Origin of the sequence: Streptomyces capillispiralis, assembly GCF_007829875.1 — a bacterium.
GTDB lineage: Bacteria > Actinomycetota > Actinomycetes > Streptomycetales > Streptomycetaceae > Streptomyces > Streptomyces capillispiralis.
This window is the reverse complement of record NZ_VIWV01000001.1, coordinates 1,609,560-1,625,080: the sequence shown is the minus strand read 5'-3', so window position 1 is coordinate 1,625,080 and position 15,521 is coordinate 1,609,560. Positions and strand designations below refer to the sequence as shown.

Sequence of the window (15,521 nt, the reverse complement as noted above, 5' to 3'; positions counted from 1 at the left end):
TCACACGCCGGGGTCGACGGCGGGACCGGCGGTGCCCCGCGGGGCCGCGCTCAGGTGCTCGCCGATCTTCTTCACCAGCATGTTCATCTGGTACGCCACCACGCCGACGTCCGCGCCAGGACCGGTCAGCACCACCAGGTGCGCGCCGGGGCCGGCCGAGGTGAGGATCAGGTAGCTGTGCGCCATCTCGATCAGCGCCTGGCGCACCGGGCCGCCGCGGAAGTCCATACTGACGCCCTTGCTGAGGCTCATCAGACCGGACGCGGTCGCCGCGAGGCGCTCCGCGTCGTCGCGCAGGAATCCGGTGGACTTGCTGACGACCAGCCCGTCCTCGGAGAGCACCACGGCCTGGTTCACGTCGGCGACCCGTTCCACGAGTCCGGTCAGCAGCTGGTCCAGCTGGGTGTGGGTGGCGGGGATGGGGCGTGTCATGACGAAGATCCTTCGTGAGCTGTCGGCGGTCGGCGGTCGGCGGACGGAGTCGGGAACTCGGCGGAGGCGGCGGGCACATACGCCGGCACTGCCGCGTCGTACGACGGTACGGCCTCGTCGTCGGGGTCGTCGTCCCGCGCCTGGAGCGTGCCGCGCTGGAAGCCGGAGAGGGACGAGGCGGCCCGTTCCGCGGAGAAGTCCTCGGCGGTGTCGTCCTCGGCGTCCGGCACGGTCTCCTCGCGCAGCTCGGCGGCCAGGCTGGTCTGCGGCACCCGGCGGGGGAGCGGGGTGAGACCGTCCCGGCGGGGGGCCGGCGCGGGCGCGGGGGCGGTCCGTACGGCGGTCGCCGACCGGGACGTCGGGGTCCGCGCGCCCGCACCGTCCGCCGAGGGGTCGGGGCTCTCCTTGCGCAGGCGGTCCGCGGGGCCGCCGGCCGCCGCCGGGTCCCCGGCGGCCGCGGTGCCCGTCGGCTCCGGGTTCCTGCCGGACGGCTGGTCCCGCACCACGATCTCGTACGGCACCAGCACGATCGCCGTCGTCCCGCCGTACGGCGACGGGCGCAGGGTGACCGTGATGCCGTGCCGGTGCGCGAGCTGGGAGATCACGAACATGCCGAGCCGGAGGTCGTCGGCGAGCGCCACCACGTCGAACTGCGGAGGCCGGGCCAGCTGGGCGTTCAGGGAGGCGTAGTCCTCCTCCGACATGCCGAGGCCCCGGTCCTCGATCTCGATGGCCAGGCCCTTGGCCACCAGCGCCGCCCGCACCCCGACCGGGCTCGGCGCCGGCGAGTACACCGTCGCGTTGTCGATCAGCTCGGCCAGCAGGTGGATCACGTCGGCCACCGCGGGCGGGGCGACCGACACCTCCTCGTCGGTGTGCACCTCCACCCGCTGGTACTCGGCCACCTCGCCGACGGCACTGCGCACGATGTCGATCAGCGCGACCGGTTCGCTCCAGGAACGGCCCGGGCGCTCACCGCTGACGATGACGAGGTTCTCCTCGTAGCGGCGCAACTGGCTGGCCGTCGAGTCGAGTTCGTACAGGCCCTTGAGGACCTCGGGGTCGGTGTGCCGGCGCTCCAGCGCGTCGAGCTTGCTGAGCTGGAGGTTGACCAGGTTCTGGCTCTGCCGGGCGATGCCCAGGATGACCTTCTGGAAACCGCGCCGGGTGTCGGCGAGTTCGACCGCGGTGTGCACGGCGGTGCGCTGCGCGGTGTTGAACGCCTGGGCGACCTGGCCCAGTTCGTCGTGTCCGTAGTCCAGCGGGGTGGTCGCCGACTCCGGGTCGACCTTCTCGCCGCGCTCCAGCCGGGCCACCACGTCGGGCAGCCGCTCCTCCGCCAGGCCGAGGGTGGCCATCCGCAGCCCGCGCAGCCTGCGGGACAGCGAGCGGGTGATGCGCCAGGACAGGCCGACGCACAGCAGCAGCGCGAGCAGTCCGCCGGCGCTCAGGGAAGCCGCCTTCAGCAGCAGCCCGTTGGCCTCGTCGGCGCTGCGGACGAGCAGGGCGTCGGTCTGCTGCCGGATCATGCTCGCGTACAGCGGGGAGACCCGCTGCACGGCGTCGTCCCACCGGTCCTTGAGGTCCGGCAGGTCGACGGTGTGGTCGTCGGCCGTGGCGTGGGTGGCGAGCACCTGGTCCTCGACCGCCTCCAGGGCGCGCCACTCCTTGCTCCGCAGGATCCTCTCGGTCTGCGTCTTGGTCTCGCCGCGCAGGGACGGCACGATCTGGTCCTCGACCAGCCAGCGGCGGGTGTGGACCAGTTCCGCGAAGTCGGTCCAGCCCTGCTCGTCGAGGCTGCCGGAGGGCCAGGCGAGGGTGAGCCGCGCGTTCTCCCGGGAGACCAGCTCCGCCGCGTGCTCCAGCGCGACCAGCGGACCGGCCTGGGAGGTCAGGTCCCCGTCGTCGACCTGGGACAGCTCCTGGAAGGCGTGGATCTGGTCGTCGATGATCGAGGTGTACTGCTCCAGCGCCTCCTCGGCGGTGATGTCGCTGGGGCTGTCCACCTGGCTGCGGTAGTACTCCAGGCTGCCCACCGAGCCGAGCACCGAGTACATCTGGTCCGAGACGCGCGCCGGCGCCTCGGCGATGACGTCCGCCTTCCCGGCGAGCTTCGCCACCGCCTCGTCGGTCTTCTGCCGCTGTGCCTCCAGGGCGGACCGGGAGCTCTTCGGCGCGGCGAGCCACGCGGCGGTCAGCCTGCGCTCCTCCTGCAACGCGAGCGTGGCGTGCGTGCCCATCGCGCCGGTCGACCGGCTCAGTTCCGTCTGGGACCGCAGCTGGAGCCCCTCGGAGAACATCTGGATCGTCGTCAGGCCCCACATGCCGGCGAGGGTGACGCTGGGCACCAGTGCCAGGAGGAAGAGCGAGAGACGTATGGAGCCGAGACGGCGCCGGGCACCTGTCCGTGGAGACATCGTCGTCCTAGAGCGTTCGGGTGTGTGGGGGAGTGCGCACGGGCGGTTCCGTCAGCGGGTTCCGTTGGCGGCGAACCCGGAGACCGCGGTCGCGTTGGTCTTCGTGACGAACGCCGGTCCGGTGAGGACGGGCGCGACCCCGCCGCCGCTGACGTTGCCGTTGCTCCGGTACAGCCACAGGGCGTCCACGGCGAGGTAGCCCTGCAGATAGGGCTGCTGGTCGACGGCGAACTGGACGTCGCCCGCGCGGACCGCGTCGACCAGGTCCTTGTTCAGGTCGAAGGTGGCGACCCGGGCCTTGCTGTCCGCCTCCTTCACGGCGTCGACCGCGGACAGGGCGTAGGCCGCCCCGTTGGTGACGACCTCGTCGATGGTGGAGTCCTGCCGCAGCCGGGCCGTGATGATGCCGGAGACGGCACGCATGTCGGTGCCGTCCACGTAGAGGTTCTCGGTCGTCCCGCCGAAGGTCTTCTTCACGCCGGCGCAGCGGGCCTCCACGGCAACGTTGCCACGCTCGTGGACGACGCACAGGGTGTGCCGGGCCTTGAGGTCGTTGAGCTTCTCCCCGACGGCCCGTCCCGCGACGGTCTCGTCCTGCCCGAAGTACCCGAGCAGTCCGGCCGGCTTCCAGGCGTCGATGCCGGAGTTGAGCCCGACCACGGGGATGCCCGCCTTGCGCGCCTCGGCGACCGGGCCCTTCATGGCCTGCGGCTTGGCGAGGGTCAGCGCGATGCCGTCGACGCCGTCGCGGATCGCGTTGCGGACCAGCTCCGCCTGCCCCGACTGCTCCGGGTCGCTCACGTACGTCAGGTCGATGCCGTCCTTCGCGGCCGCCGCCTCGGCGCCGCGCTTCACCCGGTCCCAGAAGGCGTCGCCCTCGCTGCCGTGCGTGACCATCACGACCCTCATTCCCCGGGAGCCGTCCGCGCCCGCAGTGTCCCGGCCCGAGGAGTCGTCGTCCGTGCCGAGCGCGGAGCAGCCGGTCACCAGCAGGACGGCGGCGGCTGCCAGGGCCGTCGGAGGGACGGTACGTCTCGGTTGGCGGGGGGACGGGGGTCGAGTGTTCATGGGGAGTGCGGACCTCGCTGTGCGGCCGAGACAGAGCAGGGGGAGAGCACGGACGGAACCGCGGGGGCGTGCGCCGACCGGGTGACTCTCACTGGCCCGGAGCCAACCCTGTGACACCACTGGTCGTCAAGTGAACAGCGACGGGAAGTGAGGCGCCGCTGCCGCATTGTGATGAACCGTGATCTCCGGGGGTGCGTCCGGCGCGGCCGCTGCGGCGTCCGGACCGCGCGGACGGTACGGGACGGCGGGCGGGGGCGGCGCCGTCCCGCGGGGGGGCCGCACGCCCCCCGCCCCCGGCGAGGGGCATAGCGGTCCGTTCCTGGTCAACCCCTGTGTCACGAGGGTGGGTTCCCGGCCGGATCGAGGGTTTCCCCCGTATCCCGGCGGGCTGCGCGCTGCCTATCGTTCGACCTCAGCCGGCCCACGGGTGACCCCCGCCGGGGCCGCTGTTCGCGCCCGGCCGGCCGATCTGCCGCAGTTCGATTGCCCCGCCGCTTCGACGACGAAGCGAATCGACCCCCACTGTCCCACTCCGCGTCGCCCGGAGTACCGGCACGAAAGGCACACCCTTGCGCTCCTCTTCGAGCTCCCCCCGCGGCTCCTCCCCCAGACGGAAGCTGATATCCGTCGCCGCGCTGTCCGTCGCCCTGCTGACCGCCGGGTCCGCCCAGGCCGCCGTCGCCCAGGACGCCCCCGCGGACGCGCCGGCCGCCGTCCCCGCCGCCGCCACCGAGGCCGCGCCCGGCACCCCGGCCGAGCGGCTCATCGTCGGCTACCGGTCCGGCGCCGCCGAGGCCACGTCCGACAAGGCCGCCGCCGCGGACGCCTCCGCCAAGGGCGCGCGGGCCGGCGAGGACGTCGGCTTCCAGCGCCGCCTCGGCACCGGTGCCGCCCTCGTCGGCCTGGGCGACCGGCCGACCGGGACCGAGGTCGCCGACGTCGTCGCCGAGTACCGCGCCGACCCGCAGGTCGCCTACGTCGTGCCGGACCGCCTCAACAAGCCGCTGGCCACCCCCAACGACACCGAGTACACCAAGCAGTGGGACCTGTTCGAGACCACCGCCGGCATGCGTGTGCCGGGCGCCTGGGACCTCGCCACCGGCAGCGGCGTCACGGTCGCCGTCATCGACACCGGTTACGTCGCCCACTCCGACCTCGCCGCGAACGTCGTCGGCGGCTACGACTTCATCTCCGACACCGCCGTCGCCGTCGACGGCAACGGCCGCGACAGCAACCCGGCCGACCCCGGCGACTGGTACGCCGCCGGCGAGTGCGGCCAGTCCACCGGCAGCAACTCCTCCTGGCACGGCACCCACGTGGCGGGCACCATCGCCGCGGCCACCCACAACGGCAAGGGCGTCGCCGGCATCGCGTACAACGCGAAGATCTCCCCGGTGCGCGTGCTCGGCAAGTGCGGCGGCTACGACTCCGACATCATCGACGCCATCACCTGGGCGTCCGGCGGCACCGTCTCCGGTGTGCCCGCCAACGCCAACGTCGCCAAGGTCATCAACATGAGCCTCGGCGGGGGCGGCGCCTGCTCCACCGCCACCCAGAGCGCCATCAACGGCGCCGTGAACCGCGGCACCACGGTCGTCGTCGCGGCCGGCAACGAGAACCAGAACGCCGCCAACTCCTCCCCGGCGAACTGCGGCAACGTCATCACCGTCGCCGCCACCAACCGCGCCGGCAGCCGTGCCTCCTACTCCAACTACGGCACCATCGTGGACATCGCCGCCCCCGGCGGCGAGACCCGGACCACCACCGCCAACGGCATCCTGTCCACGCTGAACTCCGGCACCCGCACCCCGTCGACCGAGAACTACGCCTACTACCAGGGCACCAGCATGGCCACCCCGCACATCGCGGGCCTCGCCGCGCTGATGAAGTCGGCCAACGCCGCGCTCACCCCGGCCCAGATCGAGTCGGCGATCAAGACCAACGCCCGCCCCCTGCCCGGCACCTGCACCGGCGGCTGCGGCGCGGGCCTCGCGGACGCCGCGAAGACCGTCCAGGCCGTCAAGGGCGGTACGTCGACCGGCTCCACGTACACCAGCACCACCGCCGTCTCCATTCCGGACAACGGCTCGGCGGTCGAGTCGCCGATCGGCGTCAGCGGCCGCACCGGCTCCGCGCCCTCGGCCCTCCAGGTGGGCGTGGACATCACCCACACCTACCGCGGTGACCTGGTCGTCGACCTGGTGGCGCCGGACGGTTCGGTGTACCGCCTGAAGTCCGCCAGTTCGTCGGACTCCGCGGACAACGTCGTCGCCACCTACACGGTGAACGCCTCCACCGAGACCGCCAACGGCACCTGGAAGCTGCGCGTGCAGGACACGGCGGCCCAGGACACGGGCCTGATCAACGGCTGGCAGCTGACCTTCTGAGCGACCTCCGCGACGGGCGGGTCGGCCGGTGCTCGGGCACCGGCCGACCCGCCGTTCTCTTTTGTCATCGCACCTGACACACTTAGATACCGGACGCGCTGTTTTCTTTCGAGGAGTGCGTTTGTTTTTGCCGGATGTGTTCCAAGTGTCGTGGCCCGCCCGGGTGATGAACGTCGCCACAGGGTGAGCTATCGTGTACTGGGCGTCACAAACAAACGGCATGACCCGTTCCTTTCCGGCTCAGGAGTTCAGTCGATGGCGAGGCAGGTACGCGCCGAGCAGACCCGCGCGACGATCATCACGGCGGCCGCCGACCTGTTCGACCGGCAGGGCTACGAATCGACCAGTCTCAGCGACATCGTCGAGCACGCCCATGTCACCAAGGGGGCCCTCTACTTCCACTTCGCCGCGAAGGAGGACCTGGCCCACGCCGTCCTGGAACTGCAGTCGGCCACCTGCCGCCGGCTGGCCCGGGACACCGAGATCCGCGGCCACACCTCCCTGGAGGCGCTGATGCGCCTCACCTTCGGCATAGCCAGGATGTCGGCCGCGGACCCGGTCCTGCGGGCCGGGCTGCGGCTCGCCACCGGCGGCACCCGCCCGCGCCCGCCGCTCAGCCACCCCTTCACCGAGTGGATGGACATCGTCACGGCCCGGCTCCTCGGCGCCGTCAAGGAGTCCGACGTCCATCCGGACGTCGACATCGACGTCGTGGCCCACTCCCTCGTCTGCTTCTTCGTCGGCACCCGCGTCGTCGGCCGCTCCCGCGAGGGCGTGGCCCGCCAGCCCCGCCGTACGGCCGAGATGTGGCAGATCCTCATCCGGGGCCTGGTCCCCGTCACCCGCCGCGCCCGCTACCTCAGCCTGGCCGCCCGGCTGGAGCGGGAGATCGCGCCGGTGTGACCCGCGGCGCGCGGCCACCGCCGCGCGTTACGGTGATCCACATGCCCGACACCCCCACCGCGCCCGTGATCCTCGCCGACGAGCCCGGCACGTTCCCCCACAGCGTGCTCGCCGAGCGGCACCCCGCGATCATCCGGCAGGTGCGCGACACCCTCCCGTACGGGCCCGGGCAGCGGCGCGCGCTCGACGCGCTGCTGGCCGAATGCACCGGGGGCGTGATCGACCCCCTCCCCGCCGACGCGCACGACCACGAGCGCTGGCGGACCTGGGGGATGGACGCGTACGCCGGGCGCTCCTGGTACGACGTGCCCTGGCTGTGGTCCGAGAGCTGGTTCTACCGCCGGCTGCTGCACGCGGTGGACTACTTCGCCCCCGGACCCTGGCAGGGCATCGACCCGTTCCGTCCGTCCAAACGCGCCGAACTCGACTCGCCCGCCACCGACGAGGAACTGGCCGCGCTCGACGACCTCGCCGGCCGCCCGGAGGAGGAGCAGGCCCGCGCCCTGCTGCACGGCTCCCTGTGGGGCAACCGCGCCGACCTCGGCTTCCGGCTCTCCGCGGAGGGGGCGGAGGAGGCCGCCGCCGTCCCCGCCCTGGTGGCCGACGACAGCGAACGGCTGTGGCCGCTGCTCGGCGCCCCGGGCACGGGCACGCTGTGCCTGGTCGCCGACAACGCGGGCCGCGAACTCGTCCCGGACCTGCTGCTCGTCGCCCATCTGCTGGCGCACGGCCGCATCGGCCGGGCCGTGCTGCACGTCAAGCCCCACCCGTACTACGTCTCCGACGCCACCACCGCCGACGTCGTCGACGCGGTGCGCCGGCTCACCGCCGCCGAGGGGGCGGCGGGGGAGTACGGGCGCGGTCTGTGGGCCGCCCTCCGCGACGGCCGGCTCGCCCTGCGCGCGCACCCCTTCTCGTGCTCACCCCTGCCGTACGCCGAGATGCCGGACGACCTGCGCGCCGACTTCGCCGCCGCCGCGGTCACCGTCGTCAAGGGCGACCTCAACTACCGCCGCCTGGTGGGCGACCGGTACTGGCCCCCGACCACCCCGTTCGCCGGCGTCACCGGTTACTTCCCTGGGCCGGTCGCCGCCCTGCGCACCCTGAAGTCCGACGTGATCACCGGACTCGCCCCCGCCACCGAGGCGGCGCTCGTCGCGGCGGAGGGACAGCGCTGGCGCACCGGCGGCACCCACGCGCTGATCCAGGTACGGACCTGAGCCGCACGACTCCCGTACGGGGCACGGTTCACGCGATGGTGTGATCACGTCCCCGCCGGCGGATGCGGCCGACGGGCCACGGGTAGCCCCCGGCCATGACGCAGCCGTTCGAACTCCCGCACTTCTACCTGCCGCATCCCGCGCGGCTCAATCCGCATGTCGAGGAGGCCCGCGCCCACGCGACGTCCTGGGCGCGCGAGATGGGCATGCTGGAGGGAAGCGGGGTCTGGGAGCAGGCCGACCTGGACGCGCACGACTACGGCCTGCTCTGCGCCTACACCCACCCCGACTGCGACGGCCCCGCCCTGTCGCTGATCACCGACTGGTACGTGTGGGTCTTCTTCTTCGACGACCACTTCCTGGAGAAGTTCAAGCGCACCCAGGACCGCCGGGGCGGCAAGGCCCACCTCGACCGGCTGCCGCTGTTCATGCCGCTGGACCCGGCCGCCCCCGTCCCCGAGCCGCACAACCCGGTCGAGGCGGGCCTGGCCGACCTGTGGGCGCGCACCGTGCCGGCGATGTCCGCCGGCTGGCGCCGCCGGTTCGCGGTCGCCACCGAGCACCTCCTCAACGAGTCGCTGTGGGAGCTGTCCAACATCAACGAGGGGCGGATCGCCAACCCCGTCGAGTACATCGAGATGCGCCGCAAGGTGGGCGGCGCCCCCTGGTCCGCCGGGCTCGTGGAGTACGCGACCGCCGAAGTGCCCGCCGCCGTCGCCGGAACGAGGCCGCTGAGGGTACTGATGGAGACGTTCTCCGACGCCGTGCACCTGCGCAACGACCTGTTCTCCTACCAGCGGGAGGTCGAGGACGAGGGTGAACTCAGCAACGGCGTCCTCGTCCTGGAGACCTTCTTCGGCTGCACCACCCAGCAGGCCGCCGACATCGTGAACGACGTCCTCACCTCGCGGCTCCACCAGTTCGAGCACACCGCGTTCACCGAAGTACCCGCCGTGGCCCTGGAGAACGGGCTCACCCCGGCCGAGACCGCCGCCGTCGGCGCGTACGCCAAGGGCCTCCAGGACTGGCAGTCCGGCGGCCACGAATGGCATCTGCGCTCCAGCCGCTACATGAACGAGGGCGCGCGCTCCGACACCCCCTGGCAGTCCCCGTCCGGACGCGGGACGTCCGCCGCGGACATCGGCGCGCTGCTCGCCGGCGCGGGGGCCGGGCGGCTGCGCCACTACACCCACGTGCCGTTCCCGAAGGTCGGCCCGTCGATCATCCCCGACATCCGCATGCCGTTCCCCCTGGAGCTCAGCCCCGCCCTCGACGGCGCGCGGCGGCACCTGCTGGAGTGGTCGGGGCGGATCGGCTTCCTCGGCGAGGGCGTCTGGGACGAGGACAAGCTCGAGAGCTGCGACCTCCCCCTGTGCGCGGCGGGCATCGACCCGGACGCCACCCAGGACCAGCTCGACCTGGCCTCCGACTGGCTGGCCTTCGGCACCTACGGCGACGACTACTACCCGCTGGTCTACGGCCACCGCCGCGACCTGGCCGCCGCCCGGCTCACCACCGCCCGCCTGTCCGCCTGCATGCCGCTCGGCCCCGAGCCGCCCCCTCCGCCCGCCAACGCCATGGAGCGCGCCCTGATCGACCTGTGGGCGCGTACGACGGCGGGCATGACACCCGGCCAGCGCGGCCCCCTGAAGTCGGCCATCGAGACGATGACCGAGGCCTGGGTGTGGGAGCTGTCCAACCAGATCCAGAACCGCGTCCCGGACCCGGTGGACTACCTGGAGATGCGGCGCGCCACCTTCGGCTCCCAGCTCACCCTGGGGCTCGCCCGCGCCGGACACGGACCGGCGGTGCCGCCCGAGGTCTACCGCAGCGGTCCCGTCCGCTCCCTGGAGAACGCGGCGATCGACTACGCGTGCCTGCTCAACGACATCTTCTCGTACCAGAAGGAGATCGAGTTCGAGGGAGAGATCCACAACGCGGTCCTCGTCGTGCAGACCTTCTTCGGCATCGACTATCCGACCGCGCTGCCCGTGGTGCAGGACATGATGAACCAGCGCATGCGCCAGTTCGAGCACGTCGTGGCGCACGAACTGCCGGTGGTCTACGACGAGTTCGAGCTGTCGGACGAGGCGCGGGCGATCATGCGGGGCTATGTGACCGACCTGCAGAACTGGATGGCCGCCATCCTCAACTGGCACCGGAGCGTCCCGCGGTACAAGGACGAGTACCTGTCCGGCCGCCTCCACGGCTTCCTCCCGTACCGCTCACCGGCCCGGCCGGTGCTCCTCTGACGGACCGCACCCCTGCGCGGAGGCGAACGATGGAACAGACGGCGCTGCGGCCCAAGCCGCTCCCGGGGGACAGGGGCGTGCCGGAGACCGGCGACGGCCCGGGCTCCGGGCGGCCCGCCGGGCGGACGCCCGGGCGACGGCCGGTGTCCGCGTGGTCCGGGCTGCTGATCGCTGTGCTCCTGGTGCTGTCCGGGGCCGTGATGGGGGCGACGGGGGCCGCGGTCGTCGGCGTGGGCGGGCTCGTCGGGCCGGCGTGGCGGGCGGCGGTGCTGCCGGCCGCCTCACCGGGAGCCGCCCCGTCCGTGCCCGTGGCCGCCCGGCTGGGGGTGGAGGTGGCCGACGACCGCGGACCGGGGGCCCGGGTCGTGGGGGTGCACGTCCCCGGCCCCGGGTCCTCGGCCGGCCTCGTGCGGGGCGACGTCGTCCTCGCCGTCGGCGCCGCCCGGGTCGACTCGGCGGCCGACCTGGCACGCGCCGTCGCCCGCGCCCGCCCGGGAGAGGAGGTGACCCTGACGGTGCGCCGCCGCAGCGGCGGCTACCAGCAGCTGACGGCCGTCCCCGGCCTCGTCGCATGACCACGCGGAAGCGACTGGTGAGCCGCCCCGTCGTCGAGGACGGGGACGGTCATGGACGGCGAGCCCGACCGGGAGCGTCCCGGTCCGCGACCGGCCCGCCCGCCCCGGGCGGCCGCGGCGTCCGGACCACCCCCGGCCCCACCCGTACGGGGCGGCCCGTGAACCGGCGGGGCGGCCGGGCGCCGGGCCGGGCGGGACGCGGGGTGAACACCGCGAATCGGCTCGCGCCGCCCCCGCCCGCCGGGCAGGATGCTGCCCGTAGCCCCGCTGTCCGCCCCTGGGAGGCCCCCGGATGACCGGCACCGTGCCCGCGCCCTTCACCGCCGACGACTACGCAGCCCGCATGGAGCGTGCGGCGCGACAGGCCGCGGAGGCCGGGCTCGCCGGTCTGCTCGTGGCCCCCGGCCCCGACCTGGTGTGGCTCACCGGCTACACCCCCACCGCGGTCACCGAGCGGCTCACCCTGCTGGTCCTGGCCGCCGGCCGGGACCCCGTGCTCGTCGTCCCCACCCTGGAGGCCCCGGACGCCGCACGGGCCCCCGGCGCCCCGGCCCTGACCCTGCGCCACTGGACCGACGGCAAGGACCCCTACGCCGCCACCGCCGCCCTGCTGGACACCGGCGGCCGGTTCGGCGTCAGCGACAACGCCTGGGCCCTGCACCTGCTGGGCCTGCAGAGGACGCTGCCCGGCACCTCCTACGCCTCCCTGACCGAGGCCCTGCCCATGCTGCGCGCCGTCAAGGACGCGGCGGAACTGGAACTGCTGGCCGCCGCCGGTGCCGCCGCCGACGCGGCGTTCGAGGAGATCCGGGAGGTCGCCTTCGCCGGCCGCCGCGAGTCGGACGTCGCCGCCGATCTCGCCGCCTCGCTGCGGCGGTCCGGACACTCCCAGGTCGACTTCACCATCGTCGCCTCCGGGCCCAACGGGGCCAACCCGCACCACGAGGTGGGCGACCGCGTCATCGAACGCGGCGACATGGTCGTCCTCGACTTCGGCGGCCTGAAGGACGGCTACGGCTCCGACACCTCCCGCACCGTCCACGTCGGCCAACCCACCGACGAGGAACGCCGGGTGCACGACCTCGTGCGCGAGGCCCAGGAGGCCGGGTTCCGCGCGGTGCGGCCCGGCGCCGCCTGCCAGGAGGTCGACCGCGCCGCCCGCGCGGTCATCGCCGACGCCGGGTACGGCGCGTACTTCATCCACCGCACCGGGCACGGCATCGGCGTCACCACGCACGAACCGCCGTACATGATCGAGGGCGAGGAGCAGCCCCTCGTCCCCGGCATGTGCTTCTCCGTCGAACCCGGCGTCTATCTGCCCGGCCGGTTCGGCGTCCGCATCGAGGACATCGTCACCGTGACCGAGGACGGCGGGCGGCGGCTGAACAACACCGCGCGGGACCTGCTCATAGTGGACTGAACGGCCCCCTCCGTCCCCTCCCGCCTCCCCGAACGGCAATGGCGCGACCATGACCCAGGCACCGACCCCCACCGCGGACACCGTCCGCCGACTGGCCCGTTCCCTGCTGACCGGGAGCGGGGCGGGCGACGGCGCGGCCGCCTCCGCCGGGCCCGACGTCCGGCCCGTCGCCGAGGGCGCCGCGCCCGCCACCTGGTGGGTCGGCACCCGCCATGTGCTGCGCCTCGCCCCCGACCATGAGGCGAGCGCCCGGCGCCGCCGGGAACTGCGGCTACGCGACCTGGCCCGCCCGCACGTGCCGGTCGCGCTGCCGTCGAGCGTGGCGCACGGCGAGTGGGCGCCCGGTCTGCTCTGCACCCTGGACACCCGGGTGACCGGCGGGACGGGGGAGCAGCACGCCGTGTCCGCCGTCGGCGAGGCCGACCTGGCCGGACTGCTCACCGGGCTGCGCGAGGTGCCGGTGCGGCAGGCGGAGGCGCTCGGCGTGCCCCGCGTGTCACCCCGCTCCCTGGAGGCGCTGCGCCGGGGCGCCGCGGAGGCCGCCGAACGGCTCGCCGGGGCCGACGAGTTCGACCCCGCCCGCCTGGACCGGCTCACCCCGCCCGCCGCGGTCCAGCTCGCCGCCCAGCCCGGCACGGCGGTCCTCGTCCACCACGCCCTCACCGAGGGGCACCTGGTGGTGAGCGCGGACGGCCGGGTGCGCGGCGTGCTGGGCTGGGACGCGGCGGTGGTCGGCGACCCGGCCGAGGACATCGCGGGCCTGGCACGCGCCGTCGGCGCCCCGGCCGCCGTCCGCGCGGCCACCCTCGCCGGGTACGGCGCCCGGCCCTGCCTGCGCGGGCTGTGGCTGGCGCGCTGCGACGCCGTCCTCCAGCTGGCCGAGGCGCTGGCCGGCCGCCCCGTCGGCGCCCCGCCCGCGCTGCGCACCCGGCTGCGGCGCGCCTGGGAGCCGATCCTGCTGGAGCGGGTGACGGACCTCAGGGGCGGCGACGAGACGCCGTAGCCCCCTGTGCGGGGCGGCCCTCACTCCTGCAGCAGCACCACCGCGGACTCCCCGGGCAGCCGCAGCACCCCGTCCGCGCCGGGCACCGGGACGGGCTCCCACGCGGCGAGCACCCGGGCGCCGGGCACGCCCAGCGGGATGGCGGCCGGCCGGTCGGCGAGGTTGACGGCGACCCGGACGTCGCCGCGCCGGAAGGCGAGCCAGCGGTCCTCCTCGTCGTAGGCCACCTTGGTGTCGCCGAGGTCGGGGTCGGTCAGGTCGGGCTGCTCGCGGCGCAGGGCGAGCAGCAGCCGGTACCAGGCCAGCACGCGCGCGTGCGGCTCGCGGTCCGGCTCCGACCAGTCCAGGCAGGAGCGGTCCCGGGTGGCGGGGTCCTGCGGGTCGGGCACGTCCTCCTCCGCCCAGCCGTGCGCCGCGAACTCCCGCCGCCTGCCGTCGCGCACCGCCTTGGCGAGCGCGGGATCGGTGTGGTCGGTGAAGAACTGCCAGGGCGTGCCCGCCGCCCACTCCTCGCCCATGAACAGCATCGGCGTGAAGGGGGCGGTCAGGGTGAGGGCCGCCGCGCAGGCCAGCAGGCCGGGGGAGAGGAGGGCGGCCAGCCGGTCCCCCTGGGCGCGGTTGCCGATCTGGTCGTGGGTCTGGGCGTAGCCGAGGAGCCGGTGCGCGGCCACCCGGTCGCGGTCGAGCGGGCGGCCGTGGTGCCGGCCCCGGAAGCTGGAGTAGGTGCCGTCGTGGAAGAAGCCGCCGGTGAGCGTCTTGGCGAGGGCCGCGAGCGGGGCGCGCGCGAAGTCGGCGTAGTACCCCTGCGACTCACCCGTCAGCGCGGTGTGCAGGGCGTGGTGGAAGTCGTCGTTCCACTGGGCGTGCAGCCCGAAGCCGCCGTGCTCGCGCGGTGTGACGAGCCGGGGGTCGTTCAGGTCCGACTCGGCGATCAGGAACAGCGGCCGGCCCGTGTCGGCGGACAGGGCGTCCACGGCCCCGGACAGCTCCTCCAGGAAGGGGCGGGCGCGCGTGTCCACCAGCGCGTGCACCGCGTCCAGCCGCAGCCCGTCGATCCGGTAGTCCCGCAGCCACGCCAGCGCGCTGTCCACCAGGTAGGCGCGCACCTCGTCGGAGCCGGGGGCGTCCAGGTTGACCGCCGCGCCCCACGGGGTGTGATGGGTGTCCGTGAAGTACGGGCCGAAGCGGGGGAGATAGTTGCCGGACGGCCCCAGGTGGTTGTGCACGACGTCCAGGACGACGCCGAGACCCAGCGCGTGCGCCCGGTCGACGAACCGCTTCAGTCCCTCGGGCCCCCCGTACGGCTCGTGCACCGCCCACAGGGACACGCCCTCGTACCCCCACCCGTGCCGGCCCGGGAACGGACACACCGGCATCAGCTCCACGTGCGTCACGCCCAGCTCCGCGAGATGCCCGAGCCGCTCGGCGGCGGCGTCGAAGGTGCCCTCGCGCGTGTACGTGCCCACGTGCAGCTCGTACAGCACCGCCCCGGGCAGCGGGCGCCCGGACCACCGCGCCCGCCAGGCGAACCGGTCGTGGTCGACCACCGCGCTCGGTCCGTCCGGTCCGTCCGGCTGGCGGCGCGACCGCGGATCGGGCAGCACGGGACCGTCGTCCAGGGCGAAGCCGTACCGGGAGCCGTCGTGCGCCTCCGCCTCCGCGCGCCACCACCCCTCCCGCCGCGGATCGCGCTCCATCACGTGCGTCACGCCGTCGCACTGGAGCGTCACTCGGCCGGCCTGCGGTGCCCACACCTCGAACTGCACGGACGGTTCCCCTTCGTCTGCTCACGGTGGTGCCGTCCATCGTGCGCCATGGGCGATCGATGCGCTGCCGCTTCGTCC

Annotated in this window: 11 protein-coding genes; 7 read left to right on the top strand and 4 right to left on the bottom strand. The window is 74.0% G+C overall.

Annotated elements, in window-relative coordinates:
- Genes FHX78_RS06545 through FHX78_RS06535 form a run of 3 tightly spaced genes read right to left on the bottom strand, consistent with a single transcriptional unit; the run spans position 1 to position 3,917 of the window.
- Positions 1-432, bottom strand: a complete 432-nt coding sequence (locus FHX78_RS06545) for a roadblock/LC7 domain-containing protein (RefSeq protein WP_145866524.1) — start codon at positions 430-432, stop codon at positions 1-3.
- Positions 429-2,849 (bottom strand): sensor histidine kinase, encoded by a 2,421-nt coding sequence (locus FHX78_RS06540; protein WP_145866523.1) that lies wholly within the window; start codon positions 2,847-2,849, stop codon positions 429-431. Before FHX78_RS06540 ends, FHX78_RS06545 begins: the two co-directional genes overlap by 4 nt.
- Positions 2,850-2,900: 51 nt before the next feature.
- A complete protein-coding gene (locus FHX78_RS06535; RefSeq protein ID WP_145866522.1) occupies positions 2,901-3,917 on the bottom strand; it encodes a substrate-binding domain-containing protein in 1,017 nt (338 codons plus the stop codon).
- Positions 3,918-4,486: 569 nt separating this feature from the next.
- On the opposite strand from FHX78_RS06535, the gene FHX78_RS06530 reads away from it, so the two are divergent.
- The 7 genes from FHX78_RS06530 to FHX78_RS06500 all read left to right on the top strand — a co-directional run bounded on the left by FHX78_RS06530 (position 4,487) and on the right by FHX78_RS06500 (position 13,677).
- Positions 4,487-6,304 carry a S8 family peptidase gene (locus FHX78_RS06530; protein ID WP_145866521.1) on the top strand — a complete coding sequence of 606 codons (1,818 nt, stop codon included), beginning with the start codon at positions 4,487-4,489 and terminating at the stop codon, positions 6,302-6,304.
- Positions 6,305-6,559: 255 nt separating this feature from the next.
- Positions 6,560-7,207, top strand: coding sequence for a ScbR family autoregulator-binding transcription factor (locus FHX78_RS06525; protein WP_145866520.1), 648 nt, complete (start codon positions 6,560-6,562; stop codon positions 7,205-7,207).
- A gap of 41 nt (positions 7,208-7,248) precedes the next feature.
- A complete protein-coding gene (locus tag FHX78_RS06520; protein WP_145866519.1) occupies positions 7,249-8,427 on the top strand; it encodes a damage-control phosphatase ARMT1 family protein in 1,179 nt (392 codons plus the stop codon).
- 95 nt (positions 8,428-8,522) lie between these two features.
- Positions 8,523-10,679: a germacradienol/geosmin synthase Cyc2 gene (gene cyc2 / locus FHX78_RS06515; protein ID WP_145866518.1), complete on the top strand. Its 2,157-nt coding sequence runs from the start codon at positions 8,523-8,525 to the stop codon at positions 10,677-10,679.
- Between the two features lie 29 nt (positions 10,680-10,708).
- The gene (locus FHX78_RS06510) at positions 10,709-11,254 is read left to right on the top strand and encodes a PDZ domain-containing protein (protein ID WP_145866517.1); all 546 of its coding nucleotides are present in this window, start codon (positions 10,709-10,711) and stop codon (positions 11,252-11,254) included.
- A 292-nt stretch (positions 11,255-11,546) separates the two neighbouring features.
- Positions 11,547-12,674, top strand: a complete 1,128-nt coding sequence (locus FHX78_RS06505; protein ID WP_145866516.1) for an aminopeptidase P family protein — start codon at positions 11,547-11,549, stop codon at positions 12,672-12,674.
- A 49-nt stretch (positions 12,675-12,723) separates the two neighbouring features.
- Complete coding sequence (locus FHX78_RS06500; protein ID WP_145866515.1) at positions 12,724-13,677, top strand: aminoglycoside phosphotransferase family protein; 954 nt, start codon at positions 12,724-12,726, stop codon at positions 13,675-13,677.
- A gap of 20 nt (positions 13,678-13,697) precedes the next feature.
- Here FHX78_RS06500 and treZ read toward each other — a convergent pair whose 3' ends face one another.
- Positions 13,698-15,443 carry a malto-oligosyltrehalose trehalohydrolase gene (gene treZ, locus FHX78_RS06495; protein ID WP_145866514.1) on the bottom strand — a complete coding sequence of 582 codons (1,746 nt, stop codon included), beginning with the start codon at positions 15,441-15,443 and terminating at the stop codon, positions 13,698-13,700.
- Between the last annotated feature and the right edge of the window lie 78 nt (positions 15,444-15,521).